The following is a 21,351-nucleotide window of genomic DNA, read 5'->3' on the forward strand; positions in this document are numbered from 1 at the left end:
ACAATACCCCTACCAAAACACATGCCAAATCCCGTATACTCTTAACAAAAGGGGGACGTTTATATGAATCTAGCTTACGACAAAAAAATATTCTTAAGTACTATAGCGATGGCCGTTGCGGTATCTGCCGTAGGAGTTACTGCATCTGTGCCGGTGGAGGCTGCGAAACCGGTTGCGTTTAAGGACGTACCCGAGAAGCATTATGCCTACGATGCGGTCATGTATATGGCTGCCAATGGAATTATCAAAGGCTATGCCGACAATACATATCGCCTGAATAAACCTGTCACTCGGGCTCAGGCGGCTAAGATGATCGCGGTTTCCATTGGAGCGAAGCCGAGCCATGCGTATAAAATGGATTTCAAGGATGTAACGAAAGACAACGGATCGTATGATCATATTCGCGCATTGACACAGCGGGGGTTGTTCAAGAATGCGGATAAATTCAATCCGAATAAACCCCTAACTCGCGGACAAATGGCGAAGCTACTAGTCCTTGGGTACCATATTGTCACGGACGACAATGATTTCATTATTTTTGATGATGTCCATAAGAGCAGCGGGGCATATGCATACATTATTACGATTGCGGAACTCAATATCACGACGACGCGTCCAGGGGGCAAATTTAATCCGAATGAACCTGTTACTCGTGGCCAAATGGCGGCATTTTTGTACCGTACGATGCAATTCGACGAAAATCGCAAAAATGGATTGATTACGTATGACAATAAAAAGAAAGGCTATGTCGATCGCGATCAAAACTTGATCAAGCCGAATCCTGATAATCAAAAACCGACACCTGAAAAGCCAAAGCCAGAACCACCGAAACCAACAAAACCAGTTCCACCAAAACCAACACCACCCACTACAAAACCGGAGCCGCCAAAACCTGAACCCGAAAAGCCTTCATTGGCGGCACAGGTGATTATTAACGTGAACGTGAAACGACAAAATGCTAAAATTGGCAATCTACGGGCGGATCCCGCGCTCAATCGGATTGCGAGCGCGAGAGCAGAAGACTTGGCGAAGCTCGGGGAATTATCGCATATTACGCCGACATATGGCACGGCTGAAGAGATGCTGCAGAAATTTGATTATAAATGGACGGCTTATGGTGAAAACATTGGGGCTGGTTTCCATGATGCGCTGGAAATTACAAACGCTTGGTTAGCATCGCCTGCGCATAAAGAGAATCTATTAAGCCCAGTTTTTACGCATATGGGAGCAGGTACGGCACCCGATCCAACGGGTAAAATCTATTGGGTCACATTATATTCGAAAAAATAATTATAGTTAGCCGCTTAATCGCTGGTGTATAGGGTATAGTGGAAAGATACATACTTTTACCAAACCCACCGTATAAAGGAGGAGACGCAATGAAACAAACTCTGATCGCAGTAGCAGCTGTTTTTGCCTGGCTCTGCTTAACACCCGCCACTGAAGCCGCGACTCTTGACGAAGTGAAAGAAATTGTCGATTTGTACTATTATGGCGATAAGCCTACTAATCTTCACAACGCGAGAAACGTCACCGAAGTCGTTCGTCAGCTCGATGAATATTCGGTGTACATGACGCCCGCTGAATATAAAGACTATCTCAATCAATACGCAAGCGCTGAAGCACCGGCGCAAGTCGCTACTGTTACGGCACCGCACAATCCAAACAATGTGAGTTCGAATATGATGTACGGAAACGTCGGGTATATGAAGATCAAGACATTTTCTGCGCATCTACAAGAAGACGTCAATACCCATTGGTCACGTTTGAAAGCCGCAGGAGCGAAGAAACTGATTCTGGACTTACGTTTTAATGGTGGCGGCTATGTTGACAGCGCCGAGCAATTACTAGGCTTCTTCCCGAAAGTAAAAGAAGCATACAAACTGCAAACGCGCATGGGGACACAGTCAGGGAAAGTCGTCCCAGCGAAAAATAAATTCCCGGTGGACACGTACGTACTCGTCAATCGCTACTCAGCTTCTGCTTCTGAAATTGTGGCGGTCAGCCTCAAAGACCAAAGCGCGGCGAACGTAGTAGGGGAGACGACAAAAGGAAAAGGTAGCGTCCAGTCGTTATTTGAATTAGAAAACGGCGGCGCGCTGAAGCTAACGACAGGTCACTATACAGGACCTAAAGGAACACCTGTACAACATATAGGCGTCGAGCCGAATATTAAAATGAAATCGGGAACGGAGCACACAGGCATGCACAAACGCCTCGTCACTTCTGACTTGGCCGCGCAGGGCTACCAGTTCATCAAGGGGCCAACCAATGTAGCGCAATCAAAAATATTCAACGTCGAGTTCACGCAGAACATGAACTTTGGTCCAGCGAAAGATTTCAACAAGATGGAACTTGTGAAGTTCGGAAGCGTCTCTATACAAACGGCTAAAAAGGCTAGTAATGAGAAGACGATGACGATCCAGCCGGCGAAACCAATGGCGCTTGGATCAGAGTATATGCTCATTGTTCATCCGGGGATAGCAGGGGCTAATGGGTTGAGTGTGGTGAAAGGGACGTATACGCCTTTTACTGTGCAAGCACGGGCTAAATAAATTGGTGATGAGGGCGAGAAGTTGGTATACTGTATAGATGGAATGGAATTAAAATTTAGGTACTCTTAGTAGATGAGGTGAGGGTGGAGGCAACGTGGATCGACGCTGCAGGCGGATGCTTTCCCATGGGCTCGCGGTGAGCCAACCAGTTCGCTTTGCTCTCTTTGGTTGTCTCACCTGATCGGGCTGATCCATCAGGAGTCCCCGCCTTCCGCTTACGATCCACTGTGTGTTCTACAGGAGTTTGATGCGGAATGGTTAAAACCTGTTGTATTTCTATTGGATGGAGTGAGGGTGAGGGCAACGTGGATCGACGCTGCAGGTGGATGCTTTCCCATGGGCTCGCGGTGAGCCAACCAGTTCGCTTTGCTCTCTTTAGTTGTCTCACCTGATCGAGCTGATCCATCGGGAGTCCCCGCCTTCCGCTTACGATCCACTGGTTATTCTTCTGGAGTTTGTGTGGAAGTGCTTAAAAAGTATTCATTCTTATATAATGTATTTGCTAGAAGAAAGGATGAAGAGATTCATCCTTTCTCTTTGAAATTAGCTGTGTTGGGTGTTGCGTTCTTGAACTTGAAATTCCAACACAAAGAAAAAGCGGTTACTAACTGTTACTGTAATATAGGTAGGATCGGAACGAAAGGCGGCGACTCCCGCGGGATAAGCATGAGCCTTGAGACCCCGCAGGTAGCGAGAGCCGTAACGAAGAACGGCTTTTGCGAGTAAAAGCGGAGCGTTAGGAGCACGTCTTTGCATTTGGCGGACGAGGAGGCTCAAGCCATGCCCGCAGGAAAGCGTCCGCCTGTAGTGCAGATCCCAACCCCAATCCAAAGTCTACCCAGACTTTTTATTTACCACAACCTAAAACAAGAAAGCGAAGGTATTATACACTATGGAAAAGAAATTATGCGTAGTAGGCCTAGGTTATATCGGTCTTCCAACTGCCGTTATGTTTGCGAACAGCGGCGTGCAAGTACATGGCGTCGATCGTAACGAACGCGTCGTTCAGCTGATCAACAATAAACAACTACATATAGAAGAAAACGGTTTGCAAGAACGTTTGGAGAAAGCAGTAGACGAAGGGCACTTCCAAGCCTCTACTACACCGGTAGAAGCAGACGTCTACATCATTGCTGTACCGTCACCGATCAATCCGGACAATACCGCGAACTTAGAATTCATCCGTGCAGCGACTGCATCGATCGTGCCGTTCGTCAAAAAAGGCGCACTGGTAATCTTGGAATCAACAGTTCCACCGAAGACGGTCGAAAACGTCATGCTGCCTGAATTACGTAAAACGGATCTAATTATCGGGGAAGAACTATTCGTTTCTCACTCACCTGAACGCGTTATTCCAGGTAAGATCTTCGAAGAACTAGTAAACAACGATCGTATCGTCGGTGGTGTCAATGCGAAATCAGCCGAAATGACGAAGGAACTTTACGAAGTGTTTGTCAAAGGAACGATCCACTTAACGGACGCTACCACAGCGGAACTCGTTAAAGTCATGGAAAACACGTACCGCGACGTCAACATTGCATTTGCCAATGAACTCGCAAAAATCGCAGAAGGAATCGACGTGGACATTTGGGAAGCGATTAAGTTTGCAAACTTCCATCCACGCGTCAATATCCATACGCCAGGCCCAGGCGTCGGTGGTCACTGTATCGCAGTCGATCCATGGTTCTTAGTGGAATTGGCACCTGAAAAAGCGGATATTATCAAAAAAGCACGTCTAACTAATGATGGCATGCCGATGTATACAGCGAAACGCGCACAGCGTTTACTTCAAGAGTACAATATCGAAAACGGTAAAGTGGCGGTTCTTGGTCTTGCATTCAAAGGAAACGTCGACGACATGCGCGAAAGTCCGTCAACGAAAGTAATTGATTCTCTGCAAGATTTGGGTCTAGATGTCGTTTCGTTCGATCCGCACATCAAAGAATTACAGCATTCGACGCAAGTTGCAACGCTCGAAGAAGCAATCGGCACAGCGGATCTTCTTCTATTAACTACAGACCATGACCAATTCAAACAACTGAATCCGGCAGACTTGCAGACGAAACAGCCAAGACCGATCATATTGGATACGAAAAATGCTCTCCCAGCAGATAAATGGGAACAAGCAGAATATAGATTCTTCAAATTAGGCGACGGCAAAAAAGAGGGGCAACTGTACAAATGAAAGAAGAAATACTAGGCGTCTCCGTCAACACGGAGAACTACGACGAACTGATTCCAAAAGTCTTCGAGAATATCGAAGAAGGAAAGAAATCACTTATCGTCGCGATCAATCCGGAAAAGCTCATGAAAGCCAAAGAAGATCCAGAACTAAAAGCATTGCTGAACCGAGCGGAATTCCAAATCCCGGATGGCATCGGTGTAATACTGGCATCCAAGCTGAAAAAAGGTCAGATCCGTTCGCGTGTGACAGGAATCGACATGATGGACCGCGTCGTACAGGAAGCCGCCATACGTGGAAAGCGCATTTTCCTCTATGGCGCAAAACCTGGCGTGGCACAAGAAGCGGCTGCGAGATTGCAAGTCATGCATCCGGACATTCAAATCGCTGGTATTCAGCACGGTTATGAAAAAGATGTACAAGTCGTACTCGACACGATTAACCAAGCGAAACCGGATATATTATTTGTGGCGATGGGTTCACCGAAGCAAGAGCAGTGGATTGAACAACACCGCGATCAGCTACATCCGACGTTGTTCCAAGGCGTAGGCGGATCGTTCGACGTGCTAGCAGGCAATATCAAACGCGCGCCGGCGGCATTCCAAAAAGCAGGAGCGGAATGGTTGTATCGATTGCTACTTGAACCGAGCCGGATTAAACGTCAAATGAATTTGCCGAAGTTTTTGGTAGAGGTGTATCGGAAGAAGTAAGGGTAAAGAAATAAGATAGTCAAGTAAGGGTTAGGGGTTGGGGATTTGCGCTTCGGAGGGGACGCGTTCCTGAGGGCTCGCGGTGAGCCAACCAGGTCGCAAGCTCCCTTTTGGTTGTCTCACCTGTCGAGCTGATCCTCTGGGAGTCGCCCCTCCTACGCGCCAATCCCTTACGAGGTGTGTGGGTGGCACTTATCGATGCTCATTGAATGTAGGATTGGCATTGCTCAGGAATTTGAACTTGAACTTAACCAAGGTCAAAGATAATAATAATTAGCAAACTATCTCTAGTAAGTGGATCAAGTATCTCCACTATCAACGTAGGATGGAAGCGTCCCCAGCTGGAGCTTCCATCCCAACCCACTAACCTAGTTCTCTAGTATTACAAAGTAAATCTACTAATTAATTCAACCAACTAACGAAAGTAAATTAAGAAATATTATACTATTAAGTTACTATCTTGTAATCTAGTGAACTTGGTGATAGAATACGAAGTTGTAAGGATAATTTTCTCTTTAGCATATAGCACTATAGGTGCAAAGCGTTACGGTTGGTTGACCGCAAACAAAAAGGCTTGAACAGTTCCCATCTGTTCAAGCCTTTTTGTTTGGCAAAAATCTCTTGCATGCCCAACATCCCTTCTTTTTAAAACGCTTTGGAAAATACTTGTATTATATTAATCTTTCGATACAATAGTAGATGGGGCAAAAATATTTTGTCGCACCGTGCTATTAGACTAGTATATAATCCAAGATTCAATTGACTTTTAGCACATACTTATCTATACTTTAAGTTGTAATGCCTACTACTTTCATACATAGGTAGTAACTGGCAAAAACAAGAGATAATACGAGGAGGAAATTATTTAATGGCTAACCAACCAACGAAATATCGCAAGTTTGTAGTAGGGGCTGCTTCAGCTGCACTAGTAGCATCAGCAGTAGCACCAGTAGCAATGGCTGCAACTTTCACTGACGTAAAAGACAACAACTCACACAAAGAGGCAATCGACGCTCTTTCTAATGCAGGTGTAATTTCAGGTTATGAAGACGGAACATTCAAACCAAACAAAACACTTACTCGTTCTGACGTAGTAAAATTGATGGGTAAATGGTTAGTATCTGAAGGTTATAAAGTACCTACAGACTACAAAACTAAACCACGTTTCTCAGACTTGAAGACTACATCTAACGATGAGCTTCTAAAAATGTCTGCACTAGTGTATGACAACGGAGTATTCGTTGGTAAACCAGACGGTTCACTTGATCCAACTGGCGACATCACTCGTGAAAACATGGCGATCGTTCTTGTTCGTGCATTCGACCGCGTACACGACGTTGACCTAACTTCTTACGTGAAAGACCAAGATTTCAAGAAAGACGTTACAGACCTAGGCAAAGCGAAAGCTGAAGCTCGTCCTGCTATCGACGTTCTAGACTTCTTCGACATCACAAACCCAGCTGCACCAGAATTCAACCCTAAATCAACAACAACTCGTGGACAATTCGCTTCATTCCTTTACAAGACTACTAAAGTAGACTTCGATGAAATTGGCGGTGTTGTAGCTCCTGGAGTTGCTTCAGTTACAGCTGTTAACAGCACTACTGTAGAAGTTAAAATGAAAGAAAAGGTTGAAAACATCAACTCTTTGAAATTCACAATCGACGGATTGACTGTATCTAACGCTGCAGTTAAGCAATCAGACGATAAAACTGTTGTATTGACAACTGCTGTTCAAAAAGGCGGAGAGAAGTACACTGTAATGTTGGATGGTAAAGCAATTGGTTCATTCAATGGCGTATCACCGACAGTACCTTCTAAAATCAGCTTGAATACAAAAACGATTCAAGGTGTAGTAGGACAACAAGTTATCCTTTCTGCTGACACTGGCGTTAAAGAAGCAGGAATTCCTGTTACTTTCAACGTAAAAGCAGAAACGAATACTACATTGAATAAAGACCAAGTATTTGAAGTTGTAACAAATGCTGACGGTATTGCTACGTTCTCTTACACACAGTATAATGCTGGTGAAGATACAGTAACTGTATACCCAACTGGTAAAGCAGAACTTCGTGAGCAAGGTAAAGTTTACTGGGCTAACGCTGCTCAATTAACTATCAAAGATATCACTGAAGCTACTACACTAGCTAACGGTTCTAAGAAAGTATACGAAATTAACTCTGCTCGTAATGCTGGCGGATATGTATTCGTAACATTCAAAGAAAACTTAAACGTTACACCTGACAAGTTAGTGAAGACTGTAACTGCTGAAGGCGTTTCAACTCACACAGTTGATCCAATCACTGGTAAGCCAGGAGTTGCTCTAGGAGCAAATGCATATCCTTATAAGGCTTCCACGAGCGGTGAAAACGTGATTGCGGTTAAATTAGATGCAAGCGGTAAAGCTAACTTAGTTCTTACTGGTTCTAATGCAACAGTAACTCCTATCGTTTATGAAGGATCAAGCGCATTGCTTGGTGAAAGCAATCCAGCTCTTTATAACGCGAAGTACTCTGCAACTGCACGTCAAGCTACAGCAACACCTGTAACATTCAAAGTACAACAAACGCTTGGTTTAACAATCAATGCTGAAGGCGTACAAAATGCAGCAACATACAAAAACGCTACACAAACAGGTGGACGTGACTACGCACTTACTTTCAATACACAAGATGGCAAAGCAGCAGCGCCAGGAACAAAAGTTAATGTATTGATCGACACTGAAAACGTAACAGGAACTCTACATGTCTTAGATGCTGACAACAAAGAAGTAACTGGCTACACTACTTACGAGAATGGTAAGAAGAGAGTTTACACTGTTGAAATCGCAAAAGATGGTAAAGCTAAATTCACTGTATCAAGTGATAAAGAAAACGACTATGTGGCGCCAGTTGCATTTATCGATAACGGTAAAACAACAGGTCAACTAGACGCAGATGATCTTCAAGCTGCTGGAGAAATCACATACTTCGTTGAAAAAGTAAACTATACAGCGAACTTGAAAGCTGTTGACAAAGATGGTAAAAAAGTATCTACAGTGATTGCAAATGGTGAAGAAGCAGCAACATTCGTTTATCAACTAGTAGACCAAAACGGTAAGCCACGTTCTTCTACGGATGCAACAACTGTATCATTTGAAGTACAAGCAGGAACAGGAAATATCACTGCTAATGGAACGCCTATCACAGCAGGAACAACTAAAACAGTTCCAGCAGTAATCAGTGCTGGTCAAACTGAAGCAACAGTTAAAGTTGTAGCAGCAACTCCAACTACAGCAACTGTAACTGCTACTGGATCTAAAGCAGGCGTAGTATTGCCTACGACTAATCCATCATCAGTATCTGTGAACTTCTCACAATATGGTGCTGCAGCTATAACTGGTGTCGTTTCAAATATTAATCCAACACTAGAAGTTCTAACAATTAATAACACTGTGTACAGCTATGCAAATGCAGCAGCTTACCAAATTAAAGGTAGCGCAGTAACAAAAACGGCATTTGTAAATGAAGTTGCAGCAGGAAGCAAAACTGTTTCAGTAACAGTTGATTCTGATGGTAAGTTCACATTTAACGTAGTAGATGCTGTAACGCCTCCAGGTGCAGCTTCAGGTCTAATTAAATCTGCTAAGGCTGTTAATCCTACTACAATTGAAGTTACTTTCTCTGAAAGTGTTACACTTACAAATAGTAATCTTAAAGCAGGTCAATTTGGATTCGACTTAAATAATAATGGTGTAATTGATGCAGGCGAATATGCGACTGCTGTTTCTAATTCACCAGGTACTAAACTTACATTCACTGTAGGAACAATGACAGAATCTGACTTTGGTAAAGTAGTTTATACACCGGCATTAGCAACTACTGATCGCTTAATGAAGACTGCAGGTAGTGAATACGTATCTGAAACACTTACTCTAAGTAATGAATTTACTACTGGAATAGGATCAATTCCTAATTCATTAATTTTAGCTCCTACCACAGCTAACTCTACACCTGGTGTTGCTGGTACTAAGCAAGTCGAAACTCTTACTTTAGCAGCAGCTGGCGGATTTGGTCCAGGTAACTTTACAATTGCAGTTACAGACGGCACTAAAGCTTACAACGTTGCAACTGTAACAACAACTTTGAATGAGTCTCCTGCTTCTGTAGCTCTAAAAGCAGTAACAGAATTAAAGAAAGATACTGATTTAGCAGCTAAATACGAAATTACTACTGCTGGTGGTAATGTTGTATTAACGGCTAAAGAAGCTGCAACAAATGATGGTGCATTAAATGCAGTTGTTACTGATGTTAATGCAGGCGTTACACCTGTTACGACATCTACTAATACTACAAATGGTGCAGCTGGCACTGCTAGTGTTTCAACTACCCAAGTAGCTAATAAAGCAGCTGTAGGAGATGCTAAAGTAAAACTAGCACAAACATCTTCAGCACTTGGAAACTTTAATAAAGAGATTGCTGTAACTTTTGATGCAACTGATGCAACTGATAATGTTACAACAGCAGCTAAAATTGCAGCAGTGCTTAACGCAGATACTGACGTTGCAGCTAAGTTCACTGTGAGCGCTGCTACTGATACGATTTCTGTTACTAACAAGAAAACTGGTGTTGTTACAGCAACAACTCTTGAAGTAGTTCAGTAATAGTAAATAAACAAAACTAAGCTACCTGAGCATTACACTGTTCAGAAGGAATTCTGAATACTAGATTGGTATGGTAACTGAAGAAATATGATCCTGTGGAGAGCAATCTCTGCAGGATCTTTTTCTATACTGAGAATGTTCCTTCTCGGCACTGAATTAGAGGTAAGGATGTATTCTAATTATTAAAACGATTTGAAATTATATTCTTCTTGATAAATTTCACATTGCATGTTGTAATTGGAATACTATTACATGCTAGTAGTAGCCATTAGAATGAAGAGGTTAGCTAATGAAGATTATCAATTTAATCATAATTATCTTACCCATTCCTCTATTCCTTACGGAGCATTCAATATTCTGTTGGCTTGCCGTGTTTAATGCCGTTTCTTACATGGTCATGGGGTTAATTATTCCTTACTTAATAGCCAAGTCAGCCATGGACAAATTTAAATCAACTATAGATATGTTGGAACAGAAAGGGGCGACTCCGATAGAATTAGAAAAAGTATTTCAGGCAGAAGTAGTCATTACAGAACAAGATTATCAAGCAGTGGCAATTTGGATTTATTACATATCTTTAAGCTATGTATTAATTGGTGCAATATTATGCAGTATCGATACCTTGTTTTATTCCGCTAAGTAAACTGAAGGTATCTGCTCATCACAAAGTTAAGGAAATTTTTGTTTATTTATTGATGTAAAAAGATAAAATTCTTCTGTAGAAGTTCACCCCAAAAGTTAGAGTCACAGTCTAACTTTTGGGGTGAACTTCATAATTTAGAAAACGATCAGAGGGTCCTTTTTACACAATTAGAAACGCAAATCCTCTCATTCTACAATCAGAGTCAGCTGAGGAAAGTTACTGTTCATTTTAATGATCGATGTCCTTAATCCTGTTTACTTCTTATGTCACAATTAATCTCATTTAAATTACCTGTATCTTCGATGACTCGCAACAACATTTATATAATGCATAAAAGTCCCAGAGGAAGAAGTTGAACTTATAGGACTATAAAAAATGAGTGAGATGAGGTCGGTAAGAATTAAATGTAATTGAAAATCGAATACATCAAATAGAGTGTAATAATATAAAATATATATAAATTCTAGGAATCATTGTTATAATGGCCTAGTACTATATATATATTTGAAGGAGGAAAAGATGCATGCTGATTCGATTCAAACAAAATCAATTACTAATCGCGCTTGTTACACTGGTCGTTCTGATCACTGCACCGATTTCTGCGAGTGGAAAGGGTTTTTGGATACAGAGAAAAGCTCACACGAAAGCGCGATTGTAGAACTAGTTGAACAAGGTATTATTTCGGGATATGAGGATGGGACGTTCAAACCGAACAAGACATTATCACGTTCTGACGTAGTGAAGATGATGGGGAAATAGCTTGTGTCTCTTAAGTATGACATTCCGGCAGATTATCAGACGAAGCCACGATTTACTGATAATAAGTTAATAAAGAATGAGGAGCTGCTGAAGTATTCAGCTTTAGTAAAAGATCAGGGAGTATTCAACGGACAATCCGACGGTTCTCTTAATCCAACTGGAGAAATTACTCGTGAAAATATGGCGTTTGTGCTTGTTCGAGCAAATAATGCAATTCACAAAACGGATCTTGTAAGATTTGTGGCGAAACAGACATTTACAAGAGATGTAAAAGATTTAAGGAAGACGAAATTAGAAGCACGTTCATTTATTGATGTGCTCGATTTTTATGATATTACCAATCCTTTTGTTTTATCATTTAGTCCGAAAAACACCACAACACGCGGACATTTCGCATCATTTTTATATAAAACAGCATCTGTTCAGGTGCCTCCTGAAGAAAACAATCCACAGCAACCAACTGATAAATCTCCGGTTTGGCAATATAATGGCGAGCACCAGTTACATATGAAAAATGGAGCGAAATTTACACTTCCAGCAGTTCAGGTAATTGACTATTCAGGTAAGCAGATTGCACTTCAGGCTGTCATTACCGATAATGCAGGGAATGTTATTAATGAAATCAACACATCAAACAGTGGCACTTATACGATCATGTATAGTGTGGCAGATGAGGCTGGGAATAAGGCACAAGATTTGAAAATCACCGTAATTATAGCGAAACCTTCTTCTGTTGAAGATGATAATGGTTTTGGTGTAAATTCGATTGTATAATTCATTGAAACATCTACTTGGTATTAACTGAGTAGGTGTTTTTTAGCTTGGCTTATGTACTCGCAGCTATAGACGTCAAAGAATATAGTTGCCATAGTACATTAATCTGTGTGTGGTAGTAAGGGAACATCAAATCAAGTTGTAATTTCATGAAATGTAGTGTTATAGGTTATTGTATGCTCTATAAGAAGTGGAGTAAGTGGATATCATAGATTAGACACTATGGTATGTTGTTTTTCTGAAAGAAGCTTAAGTCTTAGTTATTTGTACGACACATAATTACTTTACTGTGAATATTAAGCAATAGTATAACTAATTGCTATTACTCCAATATAACTATTAAAAAATTTAATTTGATTAATTGATAATGCAAAAAAATATATTAACAGGTGTTTCCAATTTACTAGTACATATGGACAGGTATAATAGTATTATTAGTCATGATAAATAGCTTCTTGTTATGATAATATAAGAAGAAAGAGTATTTATAAATGGAGGGATAGTGTGTGAAAAGAAAAGTAATGGTTTTAGTATTGGTTTTTATACTGTTATTACCTGTTGTAAATACAAGCGCGGCAGGAGATTCAAAGCCGCCGGTTCTAAATAGTTTAAATGTATCAACTGCAGAATTGAATGTAGGGGATACGTTAGAAATCATAGCTGATGTAACTGATGACTTGTCAGGCGTAAGTGATGTTTACATTCATTTTCAACATGCTGTCAACGAAGTTGATAGGGCAATGTTCTTTCAATTAGAGTACGATGAAGAAGTAGGATTGTGGAAAACAAGTTATGTTATAAAAGAGACAGATGTAGGCGGAAAGTGGAGAATTGAAAGTATTAGTCTAAGAGATGTTGCGAATAATGATGGCTATATTCATGAAAGTAAATTATTAGACAAAGAAAGATACTCTTATTTAATCCGTAACTCTAATAATTCACACGTTATTCCACCGACTTTTCAAGGAGTCGAAGTAATTGAAGATGAATTAATTCCTGGTCAAGAGTTAATGTTAAAAATAAAAGCATCACACGAAAAAGGAATTAAAAGTATATTGGTTCAATATAGAAGACCTAATAATCAGTCTGGTATCGGTTTTGATTTTAAATTCGATAACGAGACAGGTTACTGGATTGCAAAACATCCTATTGGCCCTCATTATCAAAGTGGAATCTGGGAATTTGAAGCCTTGAATATTATTAGCAATACAGGCAGCAGATTGTGGGTAGGAAATGAAGATAAAGACATTGCAAGTAGCTTTGATTTTAAAGTTAATAATCTCAATACTGATCTACTTCCCCCTACTATAAAGTCTATAAAAGTTTCACCAAGATTTGTTAAAGTAGGTGATCATGTTACAGTCACGGCAGAAGTTGAAGATGACATATCTGGAGTGGGCGATATACAAGCATCTTTTATTCCTCCGTCTCGCAATAGCCGAAGATCTATAATGTTTAATGATATAAATAATGATGGAATGTTTGTTGGTTCATATAAAGTTAATAAATATGATGAAGAAGGACAGTGGAATCTGGAAAGTATAATAGTAAATGATAAAGCTGAAAACGTAAAACAATATTTCCCTTCAGACTTTAAGAATCATGAAGAGTTAAATATGAATGTCGAAAATTTTTCTTCATCTGAAGAGAGTGAAGAGAATCCATTAACGTTGAATGAATTTGAAGTAATGTCTGATGTATTAAATGTGGGTGATGAGTTAGTTATAGATATGAAGGTTTCTCAGAACGTTAAGTATGTTCAAGTAGGTTATAGCATAAATAAAGAAGGGAAAAGATCTACGATAACTATACAGCCAAAGCTTGATAAAAAAACTCAAAGTTGGATAGGGAAATATACTGTCAAGTCTACTGATAAAGGTGGGATATGGTTATTAGATGACATAGCCTTAGTTGGTGATAATAATGAAGTGAAATATATAAACTCTAGGGACTTGCCGAATTCACAAGGAGTAAATATTACTATAAATAATACGGACCCTTTAGTAATAAAGAGCATTGATGTGAGCAAAGGAGAAATTAAAACTGGAGAAATAGCAAATATAATAGTAAAAACACAAGGAGGAAGTTCTCGTATTTCTGAATTGAGTATAGCTTATCACTCACCTATTTATGAGGTGTTTGGAGGTGATAAATATGTTAATTTAGTTTATGATCCCAAACTAGATGCGTGGGTTGGAGAATTTAAGGCAGAAGCGACTGACGTGAATGGGATTTGGCGTTTTGATAGTGTATATATAACGGAAAATAATAATAGTAATTTAGGATTTTATAAGGAAGACGTTATAGGCTCTGGTATATATGATATTAATATTAGATCAGAAAATATCATTGATTTTGAAAAAACAGTGAGTGTTACTGATATAGAAACACTTGGAAAAGAGAATATTTTGGAGCACAGTTCTTTGCTGAAAAACAAGTGCTGGAAGTGGTAAGAGACTTATCAGAAGGGCATGTTTTACTTACTAATGAAGCAGGAGAAAGTCTGCAAGTAAGTATTAAAGATACAAAGGTATATGGAAATCAAGGGAGAGTGAATTTCGAGATACCAGTAGGGACTAGGGAAGGGAAATGGGAGTTTAAAGAAATGGTATTAGCGAAAGAAGGAGTGTTCTATCAATTAGATCATTTTATTAATGCTAATGTATCTGAGGATCCCATAAGTCATCAATTTTTTATACCATCAATTGAAGCAGATCATTGGGTTAGATCTAATTTAGCTTCAAAAATTAAAAAAGATAAAGATTATTTCTTCTATGGAGATCATCTTAACTTGCTAGCTAACAGTTATATGTCCGTTAATAATTTTATTGAGAGATTTCAAAAGGCGCTACCGCCTTTAGCAGAGGAAGTGGATTATCACAAATTACTAACTTATGCATATAGGGATTTCGCAGAGTGGCATGATCCCTTTTTATATCAATGGTGGAAAGAAGGATTAATTAATTCAATTAAAGAACCCGCTGTCCCTGTACAAGTCTATGGTTCCACTAACTTATATTCAAATAAGTTAAAGAATGAAATGCAAATCTACTTCACAGAGGTATTGCATTACTTACCAGATATTCATAATGCAGAAAATAAAGTAACTGCCTATATAAAAAATCCAAATGGTGTAGAATTTGCAATAGACAAATTTGTTTATGATGATGAACTTCAGAACGTTGTTACAGAGTATGAACTTAAGGGAGGATGGATTAGCGATTTCAAATTTCCGGAAAATGCAATTTCAGGGGATTGGATAATTGATAGAGTAGAAGTCCAAAATGAACTAGGTGTTAATACTTATTTAAATGGTGTTGACTTCTATGGTGCAGTATTTAAAGTTATTGATGGAGTAGAAGTAGGAGAGCCGGAAGGAGAGTTATCACCAGAAGTAACGCCACCGATAGAAACTAAGCCGCCAAATAATGATACAAATGAAGATGACGATAATAATGAAAAAATCCCTCCCAAAAGACCGATAATTAATGACCTCATTGATAGTGCTGATGAGATAGTCGGTTTAGCGGAAGTCGGCTCAACAATTACAGTGAAAAATGGCGATATAATTCTATATACAGTTACAGTTGGTTCAAATGGGAAATTTGTCATTCCAATTAGTAAGTTAGCATCAGGTACTATGTTAATGTTTACAGCTACGGATCTTACTGGAGATGTTAGCGAAGTAACTAAAGTGATTGTTCAAGATGGAACTGCTCCTAATAAACCGGTTGTGAACAGTGTATCGGATATTGATACTAAACTAACAGGAATATCGGAAGCTAATTCAGTAATAACTATTAAAGTAGATAATAATCTAATTGGAGATTCAATTACAGACAATGCTGGTATGTTTAGTGTGAATATACCTAAACAAAAAGCCGGAACGAAGTTAAGAGTTACAGCAACTGATGAAGCAGGAAATGTTAGTCAGATATCAAGCATTATCGTTGAAAAGAAAATTGTGAAATTCAATGACGTGGGAAGCACTTATCAGGAAGAAATAAGTTATCTGGTAAAACGCGGAGTAATTATAGGATATCCAGGAAATAAATTTAAACCGCAAGCATCCACAAAGCGATTACAAGCAATACTGATGATCCTTCGTGAAAAGGGAATTACAGACTTTACTGCACCTGATCCAGAGTTCTCAGACGTAAAAAAAGGAGACTATGGTTATGATGAAATAGCAAAAGCGGTTGAACTCGGAATTATAAGTGGGAAAGTTAGTGAGAAAACAGGAAAAAAATATTTTGATCCAAATGGATTATTGACTAGAGGTCAGATGTCAAAGATTATATCCAATGCATATGCGATTAAAGGAGAACAGACGATAGAATTTACTGATGTTAAAGTAAATGATTGGTATTACCCTTATATTAGCATCTTAGTATTTAATAAGATTGTAACTGGATATGATGATAATAGATTTAAGCCAAACAAACCTATTTCAAGGCAACATTTTTCTGTGATGTTAGCAAGGCATTTGAATTCTGAATTTAAACGTTAAAGTAATATAAAAAAAGTCTATCCGAAGGGTTCTTTTGAAAAATTCCTTGGTGATAATGATTTTGTTGTATATTCGATTATATTCAATTGCTAATTCATAGATGTATATGTTGGGAAATGACGAATCTAGATGTAGTTTTATGAAACCTATTGTTATAGACTATTGCATATTGCTAGATTGTTAACTATGATAGAAGTAACTAAATAATAATATATTGGTTCTCTGTTTATCACAGAGATGAAAAAGGAATCAGGTGAGAATCCTGAACGGTCCGGCCACTGTAAATGGGAAGTGACTTCTATAGAGCCACTGGTTGAAAAACTGGGAAGGCAGAAGAAACGAATACCCATAAGTCAGGAGACTTGCCAATGTATGTTGCTTTTAAACCTTCCGGAGAAAGGTGTGCAAACGGTATCACTCAATTGGTCTGTCTATCTATTGAATATACGTATGCTCTGATCTCTCATTCGGGAGGTCAGGGCATTTTTATTTAAATGACTTTAGAAGGAGAGAACACATTTTGGTGAAATTAAGTAGAACGGCATTCTCGGCTTTTTTAAGTTTGTTGCTCGTTTTTTCTATGTTGCTACCAACGATCCATGCTGCTGACATTGATAGTGCCGATGCAACACTTAAGCAACTTAGTCTGGATAGTCAAGACGATGTAACTAATGAAGGACAGGATTCGGAAGCTACCACAGATGACGAATCTGAAAAGACGATTCCAGTCAGTGTTAGAATTGAGGGATATGATAAAACTATCGTTCCTCTAACAGAATTTGAAATTGCACCATATGATATTAGCCATGCGCTTCGAAGTAGCAAAGGAAATGAACCACCGCTTGCTCTTCATGCGATTGTTAAAGCGCTTGAATTACAAGGACATGATGTCTCAGATCGTAAGAGATTCGATTTTGGCGGCGGAAATTTCATTAGTAATATAGATGGTTTGAAAATGAATTCAGTAAATCCGGGTCTAGATGGCTGGATGTACTATGTGAATAATGAATTCACCTATTATGGCGTAGGTCAACATGAATTACAGCCTAATGATGAGATTACAATGTTTTTCACCACGAATTATGGATCTGTGAAGTATTCGTGGTTTAATCAATCGTATCTCACTACGCATGTGAATGAAGAGGTCGCACTAGAACTGAATACAGTTGATGGTACGATTGGCGATGCAACTATTCTTGTCAATGAACAACCATTCGAGGTGGATGGAAAGGTAATACGGACAGATGAGCAAGGTGTTGCGAAACTGCAATTCACAGAGCCTGGTGAATATCATGTTTCTGCGAAGCGAATGGATGGGGAATTTAGTAATATTACGCGTCCTTATAGCAAGATTTTAGTGGAAGCAAAAGAAGTAGTTTCACCGGAACCAGAACCAGAGAAGCCGGAGGAACCTGAACAGCCAATTCAGCCAGATCCAGTACCTGGCTATACGGTGGATACATTATTGAATAATGTATTTAAGTTTTATAATAAAGAGAGACTCAATGGAGTTGGGGGCGTAAATCTTACTTGGACTGAAGTAGTAGCCTTACAAGCTACCAACTATTTGGCCAGCAGCGATCATTCATTGCCAGATTGGATTGAAAAAGATCCAGGATTAGATGAAAACACATATGATACAGAACATATTCGCTATATTTTCGCATTGCTTGCATCGGGTGAAGATCCGTCCAAGGCATGGGAAACTGAACGGAATTTATATGCTGAGTTAGCAGCTCAGCAGAAAGAAGACGGAGCTATTGGTGGAGTGAACAAGCATGTTTGGGCAATGCTGGCATTGGACACTGGCGAAAAACTAGGTCAAGATGTCGGAAGCTGGAATACTGCAAGCAAACAGAAGGCGCTTGATCACCTGCTTGGGCATCAATTATCAGATGGCGGATTTTCCTTTTCTGGTAAGACGGCAGACCCTGATATGTCAGGCATGGCTTTGCTGACATTGGCAAATTATCAAGATAACAGTGCAGTAGAGAATGCCATACAGCGTGTTAAAGATATATTACGTGAAAAACAATTAGCAACAGCTGGATGGGGATCATTTGGTTCAGAGAACTCCAATAGTATTGCCACAGTTATTTCTGGCCTGGTTGCGATTGGAGAAGATCCACTTTCAGATAGTTGGAAAAAAGGTGATGTAACACCACTTGACGCATTACAAAGTTTTCAATTAGCGAATGGTTCATTTACCTATACATTAGGACAGTATGCAGGAACTAATATAAAAGCAACGGAACAATCTCTCATTGCTTTACATGAAATCAAAACCGGAAAGTCAGTATGGGCGCAATTAGCAGTTCCTTCCGAACAGCCAGAAGTGCCTGTTGAACCGGAACCTGAAACCCCGACTGAACCGAAGCCTGAAACCCCAACTGAACCATCACAGCCGACTGAACCGGAAGAGCCTAATACTCCGACAGATCCGGTAGTGCCTGTTGAGGGTAAAGTAACTCTTTCCGTAGAGAAAAGAACGATGGGACAGGGGGATGCAATTCCTGCTATGCAAGTGTCTCTTCAAAACGGTGACACTGCCTATACAGTATTACGTCGTATAGCTGGAGAAAAAGGAATTGACGTAATAGCAACTGGAGCTGGTCCAGATGTGTACGTGAAAACTATTGCGGGGCTTTCTGAATTTGATGGCGGCCAAAAGAGCGGCTGGATGTATTCAGTCAATGGGGACTTCCCTCAATTTAGTGCGGGCATTTATACATTGCAAGATGGAGATGTTCTTCGCTGGCAATATACAAGAAATCTAGGGGAAGACTTAGGACAAGTGTGGGGCCCGGAAGATAAAGAGGAAGATGTAAAACCGGGTGACAAAGAAGATCCGGATAAGAAGCCTGAAGAAAATGGAAAGCTTCCTGAAGATATTGACAAGACACCAGAAGTTACTCCGGATATGACAGAACAATTAGAAGCGACTTTGGAAAATGTTCAACAAAAACTGTTACGTGATGGCGTTCAAACAGAATGGCAATCAATCGGATTATTTAGATCAGGCGCTCAAGTGCCGGCCGATTACAAAAAAGTATTTGAACAGAACGTACAGGAACAGATTATTAGTAAAGTCGGTACGGGCCGAGCGAAGATCACGGACATTGAAAGATTGATCTTAGCAGCTGGCGCGATTGGAGTAGATCCGACAGACGTAGACGGTAAAGGGTTGAATTTAGTAGCGAAGATTTATGACAGTGAAAAACGTCCGACTGGTGAAGATAGCTTGACCTTCCAAGGAAATAACGGAATTATTTTCGCTTTGATTGCTTTGGACTCGAATAACTACGAAGTTCCAAAGGATGCTAAATGGAATCGTGAAAAATTGGTTGCAGAATTATTGAGTAATCAAAAAGTGGATGGATCATGGAGTTTGGAGACCACTACTTCCGGAACAACAAGCGTGGATATTACTGCAATGGCATTAGCTGCGCTCGCTCCTTATAAAGAGCAGGCGGATGTAAAGAAAGCAATTAACAACACAGTTGCATTTTTATCGAAAGCGCAAGGACCAGAAGGTGGTTATCATGAATCATTCGCGGGTGGGGTTTCTAGTGAAGCTACTGCTCAAGTGATTATCGGTTTAACTGCAAATGGGTTTAATCCTAGAAGCGATGCATTTACGAAGAATAACAAGAATTTACTAGATCACTTGCTAAGTTTTAAAGCTACTGATGGCGGTTTCAAGCATTTGGTGACTGAGCAGCAATCGAACGGCATGGCAACAGAACAAGCTCTGCTTGCTTTAGTAGCATATGACTTACTCGTTAAAGGGAAAGGTTCAATATATGACTTCACTGACGTGGCAATAAAGCCAGTGCCTAAGCCTGAACCAACACCTGATCAAGTATTTTCGGATTTAACTACACACTGGGCTGCTGATTACATTCAGCAAGCAGTGAAAAATGGAATTGTTACTGGATATAAAGATGGCACATTCAGACCAAATCAGTCATTGACGCGTGCGCAGGCTGTTTCGATACTCGTCCGCTCACTTGATTTGAAAACAGATAAAAAAGATCCGTTTACAGATACAGTAAATTATGCAGATGAAACGCGTGCAGAAATGGCAGCTGCTTATCATCATGGTTTGGTCAAAGGGAAAGATGGTAAGTTCATGCCGGCAGCTAAAGTGACACGTGCTCAAATAGCATTAATGTTTTATCGTGCGTATGAAATTCAAAACGGCACAAAATATAATGGGAAAACGAAAACACCGTTCCCAGACATCAAGAAATACGACGCGGAAGCACAAAAAGCGATTGGTATGTTATATAATCTAGAAATGGCGTCAGGAGAATATGGTCAGTATATGCCAGGAAATTCTACAACTCGTGCTCATGCAGCAAAAATGATAATAGAATTTTCAGAAGTAAAATGAATTAAATAAGAAAGTTACTTAATACCCCCTTCAACCTTACATTATAGGTGAAGGGGGTATTTAATCTGTCATCATGCTATTCAGTATAAAAAGAGTAGTGAATCTTGTGGAAATGGAAATAATAACTAAAAAGAAGAGTCTTAAGAATCATTTACTGCTTGTTCTTGTTATCAAATTTAA

11 protein-coding genes and 1 riboswitch are annotated in these 21,351 nt (G+C 39.9%); all 11 genes read left to right on the forward strand.

What is annotated here, in order from left to right:
* The first annotated feature begins 63 nt into the window (after positions 1-63).
* The 11 genes from SporoP8_RS12135 (at position 64) to SporoP8_RS12195 (ending at position 21,171) form a co-directional block, all read left to right on the forward strand.
* A complete protein-coding gene (locus SporoP8_RS12135; protein ID WP_085132738.1) occupies positions 64-1,290 on the forward strand; it encodes a CAP and S-layer homology domain-containing protein in 1,227 nt (408 codons plus the stop codon).
* Between the two features lie 89 nt (positions 1,291-1,379).
* Positions 1,380-2,555, forward strand: coding sequence for a S41 family peptidase (locus SporoP8_RS12140; RefSeq protein ID WP_085132739.1), 1,176 nt, complete (start codon positions 1,380-1,382; stop codon positions 2,553-2,555).
* Between the two features lie 892 nt (positions 2,556-3,447).
* Complete coding sequence (locus tag SporoP8_RS12155; RefSeq protein WP_085132742.1) at positions 3,448-4,740, forward strand: nucleotide sugar dehydrogenase; 1,293 nt, start codon at positions 3,448-3,450, stop codon at positions 4,738-4,740.
* Entirely contained in the window at positions 4,737-5,447 is a 711-nt protein-coding gene (locus tag SporoP8_RS12160) for a WecB/TagA/CpsF family glycosyltransferase (protein ID WP_085132743.1), read from the forward strand. Before SporoP8_RS12155 ends, SporoP8_RS12160 begins: the two co-directional genes overlap by 4 nt.
* Before the next feature lie 868 nt (positions 5,448-6,315).
* Positions 6,316-10,089: an S-layer homology domain-containing protein gene (locus SporoP8_RS12165; protein ID WP_085132744.1), complete on the forward strand. Its 3,774-nt coding sequence runs from the start codon at positions 6,316-6,318 to the stop codon at positions 10,087-10,089.
* Between the two features lie 289 nt (positions 10,090-10,378).
* A complete protein-coding gene (locus SporoP8_RS12170; protein ID WP_085132745.1) occupies positions 10,379-10,732 on the forward strand; it encodes a hypothetical protein in 354 nt (117 codons plus the stop codon).
* Positions 10,733-11,251: 519 nt separating this feature from the next.
* Positions 11,252-11,491, forward strand: a complete 240-nt coding sequence (locus tag SporoP8_RS12175) for an S-layer homology domain-containing protein (protein ID WP_085132746.1) — start codon at positions 11,252-11,254, stop codon at positions 11,489-11,491.
* Between the two features lie 3 nt (positions 11,492-11,494).
* Positions 11,495-12,265, forward strand: coding sequence for an immunoglobulin-like domain-containing protein (locus tag SporoP8_RS12180; RefSeq protein WP_085132747.1), 771 nt, complete (start codon positions 11,495-11,497; stop codon positions 12,263-12,265).
* A 506-nt stretch (positions 12,266-12,771) separates the two neighbouring features.
* On the forward strand, positions 12,772-14,718 hold the full coding sequence (locus SporoP8_RS12185) for a DUF7743 domain-containing protein (RefSeq protein WP_085132748.1): 1,947 nt from the start codon (positions 12,772-12,774) through the stop codon (positions 14,716-14,718).
* A complete protein-coding gene (locus tag SporoP8_RS12190) occupies positions 14,703-16,775 on the forward strand; it encodes an Ig-like domain-containing protein (RefSeq protein ID WP_085132749.1) in 2,073 nt (690 codons plus the stop codon). Before SporoP8_RS12185 ends, SporoP8_RS12190 begins: the two co-directional genes overlap by 16 nt.
* Positions 16,776-16,973: 198 nt before the next feature.
* Positions 16,974-17,160: riboswitch (cobalamin riboswitch) on the forward strand.
* Positions 17,161-17,298: 138 nt separating this feature from the next.
* Positions 17,299-21,171, forward strand: coding sequence for an S-layer homology domain-containing protein (locus tag SporoP8_RS12195; protein ID WP_232319259.1), 3,873 nt, complete (start codon positions 17,299-17,301; stop codon positions 21,169-21,171).
* The last annotated feature ends 180 nt before the right edge of the window (positions 21,172-21,351 follow it).

Source organism: Sporosarcina ureae (genome assembly GCF_002101375.1).
Classification (GTDB): domain Bacteria; phylum Bacillota; class Bacilli; order Bacillales_A; family Planococcaceae; genus Sporosarcina; species Sporosarcina ureae_B.

Excerpts from the sequence above, each read along its gene's own strand:
- SporoP8_RS12175 (WP_085132746.1), top strand. The coding sequence starts at position 11,252 with ATGCATGCTGATTCGATTCAAACAAAATCAATTACTAATCGCGCTTGT.
- SporoP8_RS12165 (WP_085132744.1), top strand. The coding sequence starts at position 6,316 with ATGGCTAACCAACCAACGAAATATCGCAAGTTTGTAGTAGGGGCTGCT.
- SporoP8_RS12155 (WP_085132742.1), top strand. The coding sequence starts at position 3,448 with ATGGAAAAGAAATTATGCGTAGTAGGCCTAGGTTATATCGGTCTTCCA.
- SporoP8_RS12170 (WP_085132745.1), top strand. The coding sequence starts at position 10,379 with ATGAAGATTATCAATTTAATCATAATTATCTTACCCATTCCTCTATTC.
- SporoP8_RS12160 (WP_085132743.1), top strand. The coding sequence starts at position 4,737 with ATGAAAGAAGAAATACTAGGCGTCTCCGTCAACACGGAGAACTACGAC.
- SporoP8_RS12135 (WP_085132738.1), top strand. The coding sequence starts at position 64 with ATGAATCTAGCTTACGACAAAAAAATATTCTTAAGTACTATAGCGATG.
- SporoP8_RS12140 (WP_085132739.1), top strand. The coding sequence starts at position 1,380 with ATGAAACAAACTCTGATCGCAGTAGCAGCTGTTTTTGCCTGGCTCTGC.